This is a genomic window from Sphingobium fuliginis (genome assembly GCF_015074805.1).
In the GTDB taxonomy this organism is placed as follows: Bacteria; Pseudomonadota; Alphaproteobacteria; order Sphingomonadales; family Sphingomonadaceae; genus Sphingobium; species Sphingobium fuliginis.
The window spans coordinates 158,843-172,868 of record NZ_CP060037.1 but is presented as its reverse complement, the minus strand read 5'-3'; the positions used below and the strand labels follow the sequence as shown (position 1 = coordinate 172,868).

At 62.7% G+C, this 14,026-nt stretch carries 13 protein-coding genes and 1 pseudogene; 10 read left to right on the top strand and 4 right to left on the bottom strand.

Annotation, left to right across the window (positions count from 1 at the left end):
- Positions 1-25 precede the first annotated feature (25 nt).
- Genes H5V43_RS22220 through H5V43_RS22200 form a run of 5 tightly spaced genes read left to right on the top strand, consistent with a single transcriptional unit; the run spans position 26 to position 5,053 of the window.
- Positions 26-1,471: an aldehyde dehydrogenase family protein gene (locus H5V43_RS22220; protein WP_025548154.1), complete on the top strand. Its 1,446-nt coding sequence runs from the start codon at positions 26-28 to the stop codon at positions 1,469-1,471.
- Between the two features lie 23 nt (positions 1,472-1,494).
- On the top strand, positions 1,495-2,952 hold the full coding sequence (locus H5V43_RS22215) for a non-oxidative hydroxyarylic acid decarboxylases subunit C (RefSeq protein WP_229742708.1): 1,458 nt from the start codon (positions 1,495-1,497) through the stop codon (positions 2,950-2,952).
- Positions 2,949-3,173, top strand: a complete 225-nt coding sequence (locus H5V43_RS22210) for a non-oxidative hydroxyarylic acid decarboxylases subunit D (RefSeq protein WP_025548151.1) — start codon at positions 2,949-2,951, stop codon at positions 3,171-3,173. Before H5V43_RS22215 ends, H5V43_RS22210 begins: the two co-directional genes overlap by 4 nt.
- A 39-nt stretch (positions 3,174-3,212) precedes the next feature.
- Positions 3,213-4,658, top strand: a complete 1,446-nt coding sequence (locus tag H5V43_RS22205; RefSeq protein ID WP_244968724.1) for an FAD-binding oxidoreductase — start codon at positions 3,213-3,215, stop codon at positions 4,656-4,658.
- 32 nt (positions 4,659-4,690) lie between these two features.
- Positions 4,691-5,053, top strand: a complete 363-nt coding sequence (locus tag H5V43_RS22200) for a c-type cytochrome (RefSeq protein WP_025548147.1) — start codon at positions 4,691-4,693, stop codon at positions 5,051-5,053.
- On the opposite strand, the gene H5V43_RS22195 is transcribed toward H5V43_RS22200, so the two are convergent.
- Complete coding sequence (locus tag H5V43_RS22195; protein ID WP_052816665.1) at positions 5,037-5,549, bottom strand: TIGR02444 family protein; 513 nt, start codon at positions 5,547-5,549, stop codon at positions 5,037-5,039. The two genes, H5V43_RS22200 and H5V43_RS22195, sit on opposite strands and share 17 nt — an antisense overlap.
- Positions 5,550-5,669: 120 nt before the next feature.
- Positions 5,670-6,530, bottom strand: coding sequence for an alpha/beta fold hydrolase (locus H5V43_RS22190; RefSeq protein WP_025548144.1), 861 nt, complete (start codon positions 6,528-6,530; stop codon positions 5,670-5,672).
- A gap of 149 nt (positions 6,531-6,679) precedes the next feature.
- Here H5V43_RS22190 and hpaH point away from each other — a divergent pair, with 149 nt between their 5' ends.
- The 3 genes from hpaH to H5V43_RS22175 are packed head-to-tail and all read left to right on the top strand — an operon-like array spanning position 6,680 to position 9,516.
- Entirely contained in the window at positions 6,680-7,528 is an 849-nt protein-coding gene (gene hpaH / locus H5V43_RS22185) for a 2-oxo-hept-4-ene-1,7-dioate hydratase (protein ID WP_025548143.1), read from the top strand.
- 13 nt (positions 7,529-7,541) lie between these two features.
- Positions 7,542-8,330, top strand: coding sequence for an HpcH/HpaI aldolase family protein (locus tag H5V43_RS22180; RefSeq protein ID WP_025548141.1), 789 nt, complete (start codon positions 7,542-7,544; stop codon positions 8,328-8,330).
- A gap of 46 nt (positions 8,331-8,376) precedes the next feature.
- Positions 8,377-9,516: a CaiB/BaiF CoA transferase family protein gene (locus tag H5V43_RS22175; RefSeq protein WP_025548139.1), complete on the top strand. Its 1,140-nt coding sequence runs from the start codon at positions 8,377-8,379 to the stop codon at positions 9,514-9,516.
- Positions 9,517-9,525: 9 nt separating this feature from the next.
- Here the strand turns inward: H5V43_RS22175 and H5V43_RS22170 are convergent, their stop codons facing one another.
- Together H5V43_RS22170 and H5V43_RS22165 are read right to left on the bottom strand one after the other, a co-directional pair.
- Positions 9,526-10,704, bottom strand: coding sequence for an MFS transporter (locus H5V43_RS22170; RefSeq protein WP_025548137.1), 1,179 nt, complete (start codon positions 10,702-10,704; stop codon positions 9,526-9,528).
- A 174-nt stretch (positions 10,705-10,878) separates the two neighbouring features.
- Positions 10,879-11,706: an IclR family transcriptional regulator gene (locus tag H5V43_RS22165; protein ID WP_229742704.1), complete on the bottom strand. Its 828-nt coding sequence runs from the start codon at positions 11,704-11,706 to the stop codon at positions 10,879-10,881.
- 207 nt (positions 11,707-11,913) lie between these two features.
- Here H5V43_RS22165 and H5V43_RS23955 point away from each other — a divergent pair.
- A pseudogene (locus tag H5V43_RS23955) lies at positions 11,914-12,024 on the top strand (IS481 family transposase); the annotation flags it as partial.
- A gap of 463 nt (positions 12,025-12,487) precedes the next feature.
- A complete protein-coding gene (locus tag H5V43_RS22160) occupies positions 12,488-14,014 on the top strand; it encodes an ABC1 kinase family protein (RefSeq protein ID WP_025548135.1) in 1,527 nt (508 codons plus the stop codon).
- The last annotated feature ends 12 nt before the right edge of the window (positions 14,015-14,026 follow it).

Sequence of the window (14,026 nt, the reverse complement as noted above, 5' to 3'; positions counted from 1 at the left end):
ATTCAGACCCAAGGAAAGCAGCAAGATGAAGAACCTCGATCACTGGATTGGCGGCTTGGCGGTAGCGCCTGGAAGTGGCACCTATTTCGACGACCTTAATCCGGTCGACGACAGCGTCTACGCCAGGGTTGCGGCGGGCACCGCCGCCGACGTCGATCATGCTGTCGAGACCGCCGACAAGGCGTTTCGCCAGCACCGCGATCTGCCCGCTGCGGTGCGCGAAGGCTGGATGGTCAAGGCCGCTGAAATCATGGAGCGCGACGCCGCGCTGTTCAGCGAGGTATTGATCGACGAAATCGGTTCGCCCGCTGCCAAGGCCGGGTTCGAGACGCGGTTCGCGTTGAGCTTCCTGCGCGCCGCCGCCGGGGTGCCGCGGCGGGTCCGCGGCGAGACAATTCCCTCCGACACGCCGGGACGCTTCAGCATGAGCCTCCGTCAGCCGGTGGGGGTAGTCGCCGGGATTACCCCGTTCAACGTGCCGCTGATCAAGGGCATCAAGCAATCTGCGATGGCACTGGCGACCGGCAACGCCTTCGTTCTGCTGCCGTCCGAAGCCGCACCCAAGGTCGCCGATCTGCTCGCCGCCTTGTGGCGCGAGGCCGGCGTGCCCGATGGGCTGTTCAACATCGTCTACGGCAATGGCGCGGAAATCGGAGATGCCCTGACCGGCCATCCCAAGGTTGCCTCGATAACCTTCACCGGGTCGTCGCGAGTCGGCAAACACATCGCCGGGATCGCCGCCCGGAACCTCAAGAAGTACACACTCGAACTTGGCGGCAAGAGCCCGTTGATCGTGTGCGCCGATGCCGATCTCGAAAAGGCCGTCGGTGCCGCGCTGTTTAGCATCTTCATGTATCAGGGCCAGGTCTGCATGGGGGCATCGCGGATCTACGTCGAACGACCGATCTTCGACGCCTTTGCCAAGGCCTTCGCCGCCGCGACGGCCAAGGCCAAGGGCGGCGACCTGCGCGAGCCCACCACCATGCTCGGACCGATCATTTCCGAACGCCAACGCGATCGCGTCCGCCGGCATATCGACGACGCCCGCACCAAGGGCGCTGCAGTTCTCGCAGGTGCGGAATGGAATGGCAACAGTTGCTCCGCCACGGTGCTGAGCGGCGTGACGCCAGAGATGACGGTCTTTGCCGAAGAAACCTTCGGCCCGGTCACTTCGCTCTATCCATTCGACTCGCTCGACGAAGCGATCGACCTGGCGAACGACACCGAATACGGCCTGAGCGCGTCGATCTTCACCCGCGATATCGACAAGGCCCTGCGCTTTGCCCAGCAGGCCGAAGCGGGAATGGTCCATATCAACGCTCCGACCCTGCACGACGAACCGCACGTCCCGTTTGGCGGCACCAAGGCTTCGGGGTTCGGGCGCGAAGGCACCGAGGCCGATCTGGAAATCATGACCGAGTGGAAATGGGTGACCGTCCAGACGGCCACCGCCGGCCACGGCGGCCATTGAGCTGGTCTGACTGAAGGGAACTGATGATGCAGGATCTGGCCAAGCGATCGCGGTCAATCACCTCGCTGCGGGACTTCCTCGAACTGCTAGGCGATGCGGGCCAGGCGATCACCTGGAGCGAGCGGGTGATGCCCGAGCCCGACGTGCGCAACATCGCGGTCGCCGCATCGCGCGACGCCAACGGTGCGCCAGCGATCGTGTTCGACAATATTGCCGGATACCCCGGAAAGCGCACCGCGGTCGGCGTGCACGGTTCGTGGGATAATATTGCGCTGTTGCTCGGCCGCCCCAAAGGCACGACAATCCGCGAATTGTTCTTCGAGATCGCCGGCCGCTGGGGCGATGCGGCGGCGCAGATCAGCATCGTTCCCGAAGGCCAAGCGCCGGTTCACGAATGCCGGATCGAAAGCGGGATCAACCTCTACGACGTGCTGCCGGTCTTCCGCATCAACGAATACGATGGCGGCTTCTACCTCGGCAAGGCGTCGGTGGCGTCGCGCGATCCGGAAGACCCGGACAATTTCGGCAAGCAGAACGTCGGCATCTACCGGCTGCAACTGCAAGGTCCCGACAGCTTCACCCTGATGACCATCCCGTCGCACGACATGGGCAGGCAGATCATGGCGGCCGAACGTACCGGCCTGCCGCTCAAGATCGCGGTCATGCTGGGCAACCATCCGGGCTTGGCGGTGTTCGCGGCGACACCGATCGGTTACGAAGAATCGGAATATTCCTATGCCTCGGCGATGATGGGCGCGCCGATCCGGCTGACCAAGTCGGGCAATGGCATCGACATCCTCGCCGACAGCGAAATCGTGATCGAAGCCGAAATGCAACTGGGCGAACGGGTCCTGGAAGGTCCGTTCGGAGAGTTTCCCGGTTCCTACAGCGGGGTCCGCAAGGCGCCGATCTTCAAGGTGACGGCCATCTCGCACCGCAAGAACCCGATCTTCGAGAACATCTATATCGGCCGCGGCTGGACCGAACACGATACCTTGATCGGCCTGCATACCTCGGCGCCGATCTATGCGCAGCTGCGCCAGAATTTTCCGGAAGTCACCGCGGTCAACGCGCTGTACCAGCACGGGCTGACCGGGATCATTTCGGTCAAGAACCGGATGGCGGGCTTTGCCAAGACCGTCGCGCTGCGCGCGCTGAGCACTCCGCACGGGGTGATGTATCTCAAGAACCTGATCATGGTCGATGCCGATGTCGATCCGTTCGATCTCAACCAGGTGATGTGGGCGCTTTCCACCCGCACCCGCGCCGACGACATCATTGTCCTGCTCAACATGCCGGCGGTGCCGATCGACCCCTCGGCCGTCGTTCCCGGCAAGGGTCACCGCCTGATCATCGACGCGACCAGCTACCTGCCCCCCGACCCCGTCGGCGAAGCCCATCTGGTCACCCCTCCGACCGGGCCGGACATCGACGAGCTGAGCAAGAAGATCCGGGCCATGCAACTGGGAGCTTTGCAATGAGCAAGACGGTCTGTCCGCGCTGCGCGACCGGCGGCGCCCTCGATGACTATCAAGGCAAGGAAGGCGGCAAGGTGGTGTGGACCATCCACCGCTGCCCGACTTGCTGTTTTTCGTGGCGCGACAGCGAACCGGCCAGCGCCATCGGCATCGGGATTCGTTCGGCGGACTTTGCCGTCGATGCAGCCAATCTCGATCGTTACGTGAAGATTCTCCAGCAATAGACAGGCGGAACAGGACCCATGACAGACCAAGCTCGCCAGATGGCCGCGCTGACCGCGGTGGAAGCTGCGATCGGCGCTGCGGCAGTCGATCGCACCCCTCAGGCGCTGGCCCGCTTTGCAATCAGCGGCGCGGCACCGCTTGGCATCGTGTTGCCGGCGGATGAAACCCAGCTCGCCAAGGCGCTGGAGGCGGCGCGAACCGCCGGCGGTGTGCTGCAACCCGTGTGCAACGGCGCCCACGGCCTCGAAAAGGCCGGGCTGGACAAGGTCATCATCCTCGATCTGCAGCGCATGAACAAAATTCTCGAGGTTAACGAGGCCCTGGCCTATTGCCTGGTCGAACCTGGGGTGACCTTCCGCCAGCTCGATGCCCATATCAAGGAAAAGGGCATCAAGCTGTGGATCGACCATTGTGGCAATCCCGACGCCAGCGTGGCCGCAAGTTTCGTCCAGCGTCAGCCCGGCTATACGCCCTATTCCGACCACTTCCTGATGCAGTGCGGGCTCGAAGTCATGCTTGCGGACGGAAAGCTGGTGCGGACCGGCATGGGCGCCATGCCCAAGAGCACCTGCTGGCAACTGTTCAAGTTCGGCTATGGCCCCTGGGTCGATGGCCTGTTCACGCAATCGGATTTCGCCGTGCCGACCAAGGTCGGCATGTGGATGATGCCGCAACCGCCGGCCCACCAGACCTTCATGGTCACCGTGCCCAAGGAAGACCAGCTGGCCGATCTGCTCGACGTGCTCGGGCCGCTCAAGCTCAACATGGTCGTGGCCAATGGCGTCGCGGTCGGCAGCGCGCTGCACGAAACCGCCCTGCTCGGAAAGAAGCGCGGCGACTATGATGGCAAGGGACCGATGGCGGCCAGCGCGGTAGCCGCTGCTGGCGAGGCGCTGGGCCTGGGCCACTGGAATCTCTATGGCGCGCTCTATGGCTTGCCAGGCAATGTCCCGATCCTGTGGGATATGGTCAAGGGAGCGTTTTCGTCGATCTCCGGTGCGCGGGTGATCGCCGACGGCAAGGGCATCGATCCCCGCCTGTGGGCGTGGCGCATGGGCGCGATGACCGGCGTGGTGGCCGATGCGCCAGCATTCGTTCCGGCATGGAGCGGCGATCAGGCGGTTGCCGCCAACCCGGTGAGCCCCGTAGACGGTGAGGAGGCGATGCGGCTCTACGAACTGTCGCGCGACATCTGCGCCAAGCATGAATTCGACTATCTCGGCGAAACCGTCGCGATCTGGCGTTCGGCCAATCATCGCCAGCTTTTGCCTTTTTCCACCGCGCAGTCTGAAAGCGCTGCCCTAGCACGCGCGTGTGCCGCTGCGCTTATCGCGGGCCAGGCCGAAGCTGGTTTCGGACAGGCAGTCGCAGAACCCGGAATGCGTGAAGCGGTTGGCAAGACCTTCGAAACCAAGGGGCTTTCAACCTTGCATGAGCGAGTCAAGAAGGCGCTCGACCCGACGGCCCTGTTCGCATCCGCCTGAGCCGTCCCGCAATTATTCAAGTTGGAGACACGATGAAAAAGCTAGCTGTCTTATCGCTCCTCGCTGTCCTCGGTGCTTGCAGCAAGGCAAATGCCGAAAAGCCCGATGGCGCTGAGAATTACGTCCTCAAGTGCGCTGGGTGCCATAATCCAGGGCCCGGCCATCCCGGCACGATGTTGCTCAAGCAGCTAGGACGTCCGGTCCCGGCACTGATCGGCCGCAAGGATCTTGAGCTCGACTACCTGAAGGCAGTGGTGCGCCAGGGTCTGATCGAAATGCCGCCATTTCGTCCGACCGAACTGAGCGACGACGAGATCGCGGAAATCTACGCATATATCAAGGATGCGAACCCGCCCGTCCAGACCCCGGCAATGCCGGCTAAGAAAGCGCCCTGACGATCAGCTGCGCAAGCGGCACGGCGGCGGCATCGGGCGCTTCAAGGAACTGCCGGTATCGCTCCAGGCTCGCCCTCGCCGCGGCTTGAGGCGTTGGCATTTCATCGACCCGCGCCAAACCTGGCCTTAATGCTTCCACCAGCGCCGCCTGGACAAGACGTTCGGCGTTCAATTCCACTTGCTTGAGAGCTCCGTAAAGCTTGTATCGCGCAGTTACGATAACGGGATCGGAGGGCTTGGCCCAGCGCCTGACCCGGCGCAGCGGCTGCACCAGGTTGTCGTTGAGCGGCGCGACGGCTTCGCGCAGTTCACGAATCCGTTCGGCATCAAGCGCCTTCCGCTGCGTCACCGCTACCCACAAACCCAGCAGCAGCAGGTTGACGTCGAAACCGCATTCGTCCTGCAAGGCAATGCACAGTTCCGCCACCTGCGGCTTGGCATAGACCTCGAGCGAAAACGCCCAGAAGGCCTCGGCATCGATTGCTGGTTCATTCATGCGCGGCACCTTCAAACCAAAAAGGTGGCCAGGCAAGACGCCCGACCACCCCCTCGCTTCCTTGGTTGCCCAGCCCTGCTGCGCACAGCAAGCGCCCGGCGCTTCTGCCGTCGGCTGCGCTCAGAACGAACGCGCGCCGAAGTGAATCTCCAGCATCGGCCGCATCACGTCCCAGCGTTCGAGCTGCGACCAGTGGCCGGAGCGATCGAGCACGTAGAGCTCGGCATGTTTGAGGTGTTCGATCAGGTAGAGGCTGGTATCGAGCGGAACAATGCGATCCTGCCGGCCATGGAAGATCAGCACCTTGTGCGGCAGCTTGCACAGGATCGACGGCGGCATGTTGAGCGTATCGACGCCCTGCTTCATCGAATCGATCATCTTGACCGCGGTCTTCATGATCTCGGGATCGGTGGCGATCTTGTAGCGGTTGTTGACGATTTCTTCCATGCCTTCGAACTTGTCGGGATCGTAGGCAAAACTGTGCATCAACTGGCGATAGCGCGATGGCCGCGGATCAGAATAGAACGACAGCAGCCGCACCAGTTCGGGCGTCTTCGGACCCGGTGCCCCGATCGAGCCCATCAGCACCACCCGGTCGATCCGGTCCGGCTCCTCGCTCATCATTTGCAGGGTCAACGCACCGCCCATCGAATTGCCGACGACATGGGCTTTATCGATGCCCAGCGTGTCCAACAACCCGAAGCACTGGTCAACCCGGGTGCCGATCCAGGCCATGACATTGCCCGGCCAGGGTTCGGGGATGACCGACTGTCCGAAGCCGATCAGGTCCGGCGCGATGACGAAGAAGTTTTCCGCCAGGTCGGGCATCAGGTGCAGCCAGTTCGATCCGGCATGGGCTCCCGGTCCTGCCCCGTGCAGCAGCAACACCGCCGGCTTGCTCGGATCGCCGGCCAGAAGGGTATGCGAAGTCAGGCCCCGCCCCGTAATCTTTTCTTCCCGCACGTTTGTGTCGATGGTCATCCTCTGTCTCCGCAGGTTTGCTCTTGTGCCCATTCGCCGCCGCCTTTGCGATCAAGGCCGGGGTCGTTGGGAGGGCGCAAGATGTGGTAGACGACCATTCGTTATTGTGCAATGCATTTGGCTTAGAGCTTAAGTTGTGGGGAGAGGATATGACAAGCCCGAAACGTGGCGCTCGACCCGGTCAATCGCAGCCGACGCTTGATCCAGCGGTAGTCACGGACCTCGCTCGGGAACTCGATGCCGCCGAGCAGGAGCGCAAGCCGATCCGCCAATTCACCGCACGCTATCCGGACATGACGATTGCCGATGGCTACCGGATCAGCAAGCAATGGGTCGATCTCAAACTCGCACGCGGGCGAACGGTCCATGGCCACAAGATCGGCCTCACCTCGCGCGCCATGCAGCAGGTCGCCGGGATCACCGAGCCGGATTATGGCACCTTGCTCGACGACATGGTGTTCGAACAGGGCGGCGACATCCCCTGCGACCGTTTCATCGCCCCCAAGGTCGAGGTCGAACTGGCCTTTGTCCTTGCCCGCCGGATCGAAGGCCCAAATGTCACCGTGTTCGACGTCCTGCGGGCAACCGAATATGTCATTCCGTCGGTTGAAATCATCGACAGCCGAACGACAGTGGTGGATGCCGAAACCGGCGCCCGCCGCAAGGTGCAGGACACGATCAGCGACAATGCGGCCAACGCCGGCATCATCGTCGGCGGCCTGCCGATGCGGCCCGACAAGGTCGACATGCGCTGGATTGGCGCGATGCTGAGCCGCAACGCGGTGGTCGAGGAAACCGGGATCGCGGCGGGCGTGCTCAACAACCCCGCCAATGGCATTGCCTGGCTGGCCAACCGGCTGGCGCCTTGGGGTCAGGCGCTGGAACCCGGCGAGGTCGTGCTGGGCGGCTCGTTCACCCGTCCGGTCGAAGCGCGGCCGGGCGACGTTTTCAACGCCGATTTCGGGCCGATGGGCGCGATCGGTTTCCGGTTCGTTTGAGGCAGCCACGCAGATGAAAACTCCTGCGAACCGCTTCAAGCAAGGCCTGGGCGAAGGCCCGGTGCAGCTCGGCTTCTGGCTCGCGCTGGCAAGCCCGAACATCGCCGAAATCTGCACCGGGCTTGGCTACGACTGGCTGCTGGTGGATGCCGAGCACGGCGCCCAGACCTTGCCGGGCATCGCCGATCAGCTCCGCGCGGTGGACGCCAATCCGCCCTGCTCGGCGGTCGTGCGCGTTCCGAGCGACGATCCGATCGCGATCCGCCAAATTCTCGATCTCGGCGCCCAGACGATCATGGTGCCGATGGTCGAAACCGCAGAACAGGCTGCGGCGATGGTCAAGGCTGCGCGCTATCCACCGCAAGGCGAGCGCGGTATCGGCGGTGCCCGGGCCGCGCGCTGGGGGCGCTACCCGGCCTATGTCGCCGATGCCAACCGGCAGCTGTGCATCATCGTCCAGATCGAGACCGCGCTGGCGCTGGAAAACATCGAGGCGATCGCCTCCGTCGACGGCATCGATGCGCTGTTCGTCGGCCCGGTCGATCTGGCCGCGTCGCTGGGTCTGCTGGGCGAAAGCAATTTCGCCGCGCTGTACGAAGTGACCGCGGGCGCTCTGGCCCGAATCCGGGCAACCGGCAAACCTTGCGGCATCCTGTCGCGCGACCAGCGCCTGGTGCAGCAATTCCTCGATGGCGGAGCGCGCTTCATCGCGGTCGGCATCGACGCCTTCGCGATGGCCAAGGCGGCCGGCGACATGGCCAAGGAATGGGCGGCCCGGATCGCCGGGCAAGCGGTGGACTGAAGCGATGACGACGACAGGATGGCAGAGGCAATCTCCCGCCGACGGCATGGCCAAGCCGCTGAGCGGGGTTCGCGTGCTGGAGCTGGCCCGGATCCTGGCCGGCCCATGGTGCGGACAGCTGCTGGCCGATCTTGGCGCCGAAGTGATCAAAATTGAGCGGCCGGTCAGCGGCGATGATACCCGTCACTGGGGCCCGCCATTTGTCATCTCGGAAAACGGCGAAAACCTCGGCGCGGCCTATTACCACTCCACCAACCGCGGCAAGCGATCGATTGCGATCGATATCGCCAGCCCGGCCGGACAGCGGTTTGTCCGCGAACTGGCCGCCTCGGCCGATGTCGTGATCGAAAACTACAAGGTCGGCGGGCTGAAGAAATACGGGCTCGATCATCCCGCGTTGAGCGCGCTCAACCCTCGACTGATCACCTGCTCGATCACCGGCTTCGGCCAGACCGGGCCCTATGCCCACCGTCCCGGCTATGACTATATCGCCCAGGCCTTGGGCGGCTTGATGTCGATGACCGGAGAAGCCGGGCGCCAGCCGCAGAAGGCCGGGATCGCCGTGGCCGACCTATGCACCGGGGTCTACAGCGCAGTCGCGATCCTGGCCGCAATCAACCGGCGGCACGAAGCCGGACTGGGCGCCCATATCGACATGGCCCTGCTCGATACCCAGGTAAGCGTCATGGCGAACCAGGCGCTGAACTGGATGACCTCGGGTACCGTGCCGCGCCGGGTCGGCAACGGCCACGCCAATCTGGTGCCCTATCAGGCCTTCCCGACCAGCGACGGGGATCTGGTCATCGCAGTGGGCAACGATGGCCAGTTCGCCAGCCTGTGCCGGGTGCTCAGCACCGGGCTTGATAGCGAAGCCCGCTTTGCCACCAACCCAGGCCGGGTTCGCCACCGCGAGGACTTGCTCGCCGCGCTCGAAGCGCTGACCGCAACCTGGACCCGGCAGGAGCTGGCCGACGCGCTCGAGGACGCCGGCGTTCCGGCGGGTCCGATCAACGAACTCAACGATGTCTTCGCCAACCCGCAGGTCGTCGCGCGGGGCATGGCAATCACGCGCGACCAGCGCACGGGAGTCGCCAGTCCGATCGTGATCGACGGGGTGCGGATGGTCTCGGATATTGCGGCGCCCGGCATCCCCGAAACGCTTGAGAAGCCATTGACCTCGTCCTGAGGCAAGCGTCTATCGGCTCGACGGATTGAGGCGCTGGAACAGCTTGCCCCGTTCGCTATAAAGCACAAGGGCCAAGGTCAGCGACCCGACCAGGACCAGCGCAATCGCGAGCGGCCGCGGTGTGCCATCGTAGACATAACCGATTAGGCCGCCCAGCCCTGCCCCCAGAACCAGCCGGAAGAATGCCTGGACCGATGCGGCCGCGCCGGCAATATGCCCGAAAGGCTGCAAGGCAATTGCAGTGAAATTGACGAAGACGGTGATCAGCAGGCACATATTGAGAGACATGAGGACGACAAACTGGACCAGGGTTTCGCCGGGAGCAGAGGCCAAGAGCAATTGTCCCACCGATGCCGCAAGGTGGCAGAAAATTGCGGCATGGCCGATCCGCCGGGTGCCGAAGCGCTCGACGATAGCCGAATTGACCAGGCTGGCCAGCGCCATGGTCGCTGCCATCGAGCCGAAGATCAGTGGATAGGCCGAGCCTGCGCCGAAATGTTCGCCAATCAGTTGCTGCGAACTGTTGATGAACCCGAAGTGCCCGCCGAAAATCAGCGACATGCCAATGACATAGCCGATCGACGCCCGGTTCCCGAGCACGGTCGCGACGTTGCCCAGCAAGTTGCCCGAGCGCTGCGCTTGCCGGTTCTGCTTCGGATTGGTTTCCTCCATTCTGAGCAGGAACCAGCCGGTCACTGCCAGCGCCAAAGCACCGATCACCAGGAAGATCGCGCGCCATCCCGCAAACTCGAGGATCGCATAGCCAAGGCTGGGCGCGAAGGTCGGCACCGCCATGAACAGCATCGCCACCACCGCCTGCAGCTTGGCCATGCCGGCACCTTCATAGCGATCGCGGATGATCGCCAACGGCAGCACCGTCAGCCCGGACGACGCGAACCCCAGTATCGCGCGCAGCGCCAGAAGCACGTGGAAGTCGCGCACCAGAGCTGACACCGCATTGACGGCCACGAACAACGCCATGTAGCCGAGCAGGACCGGCTTGCGCCCATAGCGATCGGAGATTGTACCGGGAACCAGCGAACTCAATCCCGAACTCACCAGGAAAACGCTGATGATCAGTTGGCGCTGGTTCGACTGAGCAACCTCAAAATCGGCAGCGATATGTCCGAGCGCCGGCAGCAGCGAGGTGAAGGCCAGCGACTGTAGCGCCTGTATCATCGCCATCATGGCGATGAATTCCCGTCGGCCTATGCCGGATTCCGTCGCGGGATTTTGAAGGTTCACTGAACCGCGCTCTCCTGAAGCTGCCACAGGGCCGGATCGAACCCACAACACACTGTCAGGAGTTAAGGAAGTCGCAGCCCTTATTGTGCAACGCGTTACGCATTTCGATACAAAGGGTCAAGCTGGGCCTGGCCAACCGATCGCTTCGCCTGCTTGCTGCGCCACCTTTACAATTTGTGCGATCTTTGCTTGGCTAAAATAAGCCTTGTCCTGTGAACGGGCAAGAACGCTCATCGTTGCGACTAAGCAATTCTGCGAGTCGAAAACCGGAACTGACACTGCTGCAAGACCTGGCACTACCGAGCCGTATGTTCTCGCATATCCAAGTTTGCGCACAGATTCGATTTCCTTGGATAGATCAGCATCTTTAACGATTATCCCCTCGGCTCTTTCCCTCTCAATACGCCCTCTAGTCTGCGCAGGTGGGCAATAGGTTAGGAAAAGACTGCCGGTAGACGAGCCCTGCAACGGCAAAATAGATCCAACATGCATTGAAGTAAATAGTGGGATGCCACCGTCAATCCAGCGAATCACCGTGGGCCCATAGTCGCCCCAAACGCTGAGTAACCCGGTCGTGTGCAACTCCTTCAGCAGTCCCTCAAGGTGTCTGGTGGCGATTCGCACAGGGTCGAGCGTTGCAATCGCCGCCAGCCCCAAGCGTACTGCAAGTGTACCAAGTGAATACCGCCCGCTGGACGCATCCTGCTCAACCATTCCGGCATTGACGAAGGCAAGCAAATATCGATGTGCTTGACTGCGGGAGAGCCCAGAATGGGACGCAACATCGCGAAGAAAAGATCCACCAGGATCTGTTTTCAATAGAGAAATTAGGACCCGTGCACCAATTTCTACGGATTGAATTGATTTCCTTTGGCTAATAACCTCCGGCATGTCGCCACCCGACACCATATTCCGGTCAGTTTCTTGCAAACTCAATTTTTTCACCTTTTCATATGAATATCGACCGTTGTCCTGAGGCCACGCTAGGGAGCGAGCCACGATTTTGCAAGCGATATGGAACCGCCCCTAGCTGTCTGGTTGCGACCCGTCACTGGGACATGGTAAGCTGCGCCATCGCCGATTAGGCGTGACGCTTTGTCGCTGTCGCGCCTGAGGTTTGGTGACAGTGCAGATACAGGCCAAGCCGGAACCATGCCTGCTGTGCGGGCGGAAATTGTCCTTTCTGCCGAGCTGGCCAGTCTCGCGGCCAAACGCTGTGGCATGAGCGACGAGACGGTCCGCAAGTGGCGCAAGCGCGGCGAGTAGGCTGTGCAGGATCGATCATGCTGCCCCACATCCTGAACGAGGAAGGTTAGCGTCCGCGCACGTAGTGTAATTTCCGGTGCAGATTGAGGAGATCACATGGGGTGGGGCATGCCTCACCCCATGGAATTTCGATCTCGGTGGCCACCGGGCTCATCGGTAAGGTGGAGTTACCACACTTCACAGCCCACCGACGAGTTGATCCCGATGACCGACAACAGATTTATGATATGCCACATAGCGATCGCCCGCATCCGTAGTCAGCGGCCTCTCACTCAAACCGAGTGATCATGAAGGGGGCAGGTCAGTGAGACAGCCAAAGGGGCATCCGGATGTGTGACTTTCCCAATTGGGATCGCGTTTCGGGAACGGCCCCCCTTCCTGATCGACGCCTATGCCTGCCTTCGGATATTCACTTGCTCGCGGGCATGGCAGGCTAGGACGGTTCTGCTATCAATCCGGGATGATCAAGATGCTTCTGCTCGCCGGTCGGGACCGAAACCGCCTTGGGGAGATCCTTCATGTCGCCTCCCGTTTCGGACTCGGCGTCATCCTCCAGCGACTGGGAATCGAAAGGAGTGCGGATGTCAGAGACGATGGCCCCGACGCGGACGCGATGCCCCTGCCGCGGCGCACGCGGCTTGCGCTCGAGGAACTCGGGCCGACCTTCGTCAAACTTGGGCAAATCCTGGCGACGCGGGGCGACCTGTTGCCCGAGGATTGGATCACCGAACTGGAGCAGTTGCACAGCCGCGCACCGACCGTGGCGTTCGAGCACTTGCGCCCCGCGGTCGAAGATGCGCTCGGCCAACCGCCGGAAACAGCCTTCGCCAGGTTTGATCCCGCGCCCCTCGCGGCCGCCTCGATGGCGCAAGTCCACCGTGCCACCCTGACGGATGGGCGCGAGGTGGTGCTCAAGATCCGGCGCCCCGGCATCCGTCCGCGTATGGAGGCCGACCTGCGTCTGATCGCGCAACTGGCGGCGATCGTCGAGAAGGCCAGTGCGGAAGCGCGCCGTTTCGCGCCGACCGCGATGATGCGACAGCTTGCGGAAGCCATATCGGAGGAATTGGACTTCACCACCGAGGGTCGGAACGCCGATCGGCTCCGCGCGGACTTCGCACATGAGGCACGCGTGGTAGTCCCCGACATCCACTGGGCCTGGACGTCCGAAACACTGTTGGTGATGGACTACATAGACGGCGTCCCGCCCCGCGATCGGGAGGAGTTGCGCGCCTCGGGGATCGATCCCGCCGCGATCGCGGCGCTCGGTGCCGATATGGTTCTCGACATGGTTCTGATGAACGGCCGGTTCCACGGCGATCCCCATCCCGGCAACCTGTTATGCGTGGCCGGCAACCGGATCGCGCTCCTCGATCTGGGCATGATCGGCCACGTATCGCCACGTCGACGAGAAGAGTTCATCAGCTTCGTCCAGGCCCTGAACGCAGGCGATCCTGCACAGCTAGCCGACGTTCTCGCGACGTGGTCGGCGGGCAGCGGCACGTCGCGCGAGCAGATCCAGGCTGCTGCCGAGCGGCTTATCGTCCGGCATGGCGGCGGGCGACTGGTATTGAGCGCGATGGTGGCTGACTTTTTTCCGCTTTTGCGGGAGGAAGGCATGACGATGCCCGCCGACCTTCTGCTAATATTCAAGGCACTGGTCACGGTCGATGGCGTTCTGTCGCGTATCGAGCCGGACTTCGATTTATCGGCCGCCATGCAACGATCCTCGGTTCGGATACTCGCGGCGAGGCTGGCGCCCGATTATTGGACGCCAACGCTACAGGCACTGGCGTGGGAACTCGGCAAGATCGGTGACGATGCCCCCCGGCTGCTGCGCGCGGCGATACGTCGCCTTGAGGACGCGCGCCCGACAAGGTCACCAAACAACGGACAGGCCGACGCCATCTTGACCTCCGGCCATCGGATAGCCGCTGCGATTATCGCCGGATCGCTGCTGATCGCCGGCGCGCGCTTCCTGGCATAGCCTCCGCTCGGG

What these genes read in the sequence shown, in the direction of transcription:
- H5V43_RS22220 (WP_025548154.1), top strand. Translation starts at nt 26, where the DNA reads ATGAAGAACCTCGATCACTGGATTGGCGGCTTGGCGGTAGCGCCTGGA.
- H5V43_RS22215 (WP_229742708.1), top strand. Translation starts at nt 1,495, where the DNA reads ATGATGCAGGATCTGGCCAAGCGATCGCGGTCAATCACCTCGCTGCGG.
- H5V43_RS22210 (WP_025548151.1), top strand. Translation starts at nt 2,949, where the DNA reads ATGAGCAAGACGGTCTGTCCGCGCTGCGCGACCGGCGGCGCCCTCGAT.
- H5V43_RS22205 (WP_244968724.1), top strand. Translation starts at nt 3,213, where the DNA reads ATGGCCGCGCTGACCGCGGTGGAAGCTGCGATCGGCGCTGCGGCAGTC.
- H5V43_RS22200 (WP_025548147.1), top strand. Translation starts at nt 4,691, where the DNA reads ATGAAAAAGCTAGCTGTCTTATCGCTCCTCGCTGTCCTCGGTGCTTGC.
- H5V43_RS22195 (WP_052816665.1), bottom strand. Translation starts at nt 5,549, where the DNA reads ATGAATGAACCAGCAATCGATGCCGAGGCCTTCTGGGCGTTTTCGCTC.
- H5V43_RS22190 (WP_025548144.1), bottom strand. Translation starts at nt 6,530, where the DNA reads ATGACCATCGACACAAACGTGCGGGAAGAAAAGATTACGGGGCGGGGC.
- hpaH (WP_025548143.1), top strand. Translation starts at nt 6,680, where the DNA reads ATGACAAGCCCGAAACGTGGCGCTCGACCCGGTCAATCGCAGCCGACG.
- H5V43_RS22180 (WP_025548141.1), top strand. Translation starts at nt 7,542, where the DNA reads ATGAAAACTCCTGCGAACCGCTTCAAGCAAGGCCTGGGCGAAGGCCCG.
- H5V43_RS22175 (WP_025548139.1), top strand. Translation starts at nt 8,377, where the DNA reads ATGGCCAAGCCGCTGAGCGGGGTTCGCGTGCTGGAGCTGGCCCGGATC.
- H5V43_RS22170 (WP_025548137.1), bottom strand. Translation starts at nt 10,704, where the DNA reads ATGATGGCGATGATACAGGCGCTACAGTCGCTGGCCTTCACCTCGCTG.
- H5V43_RS22160 (WP_025548135.1), top strand. Translation starts at nt 12,488, where the DNA reads ATGATCAAGATGCTTCTGCTCGCCGGTCGGGACCGAAACCGCCTTGGG.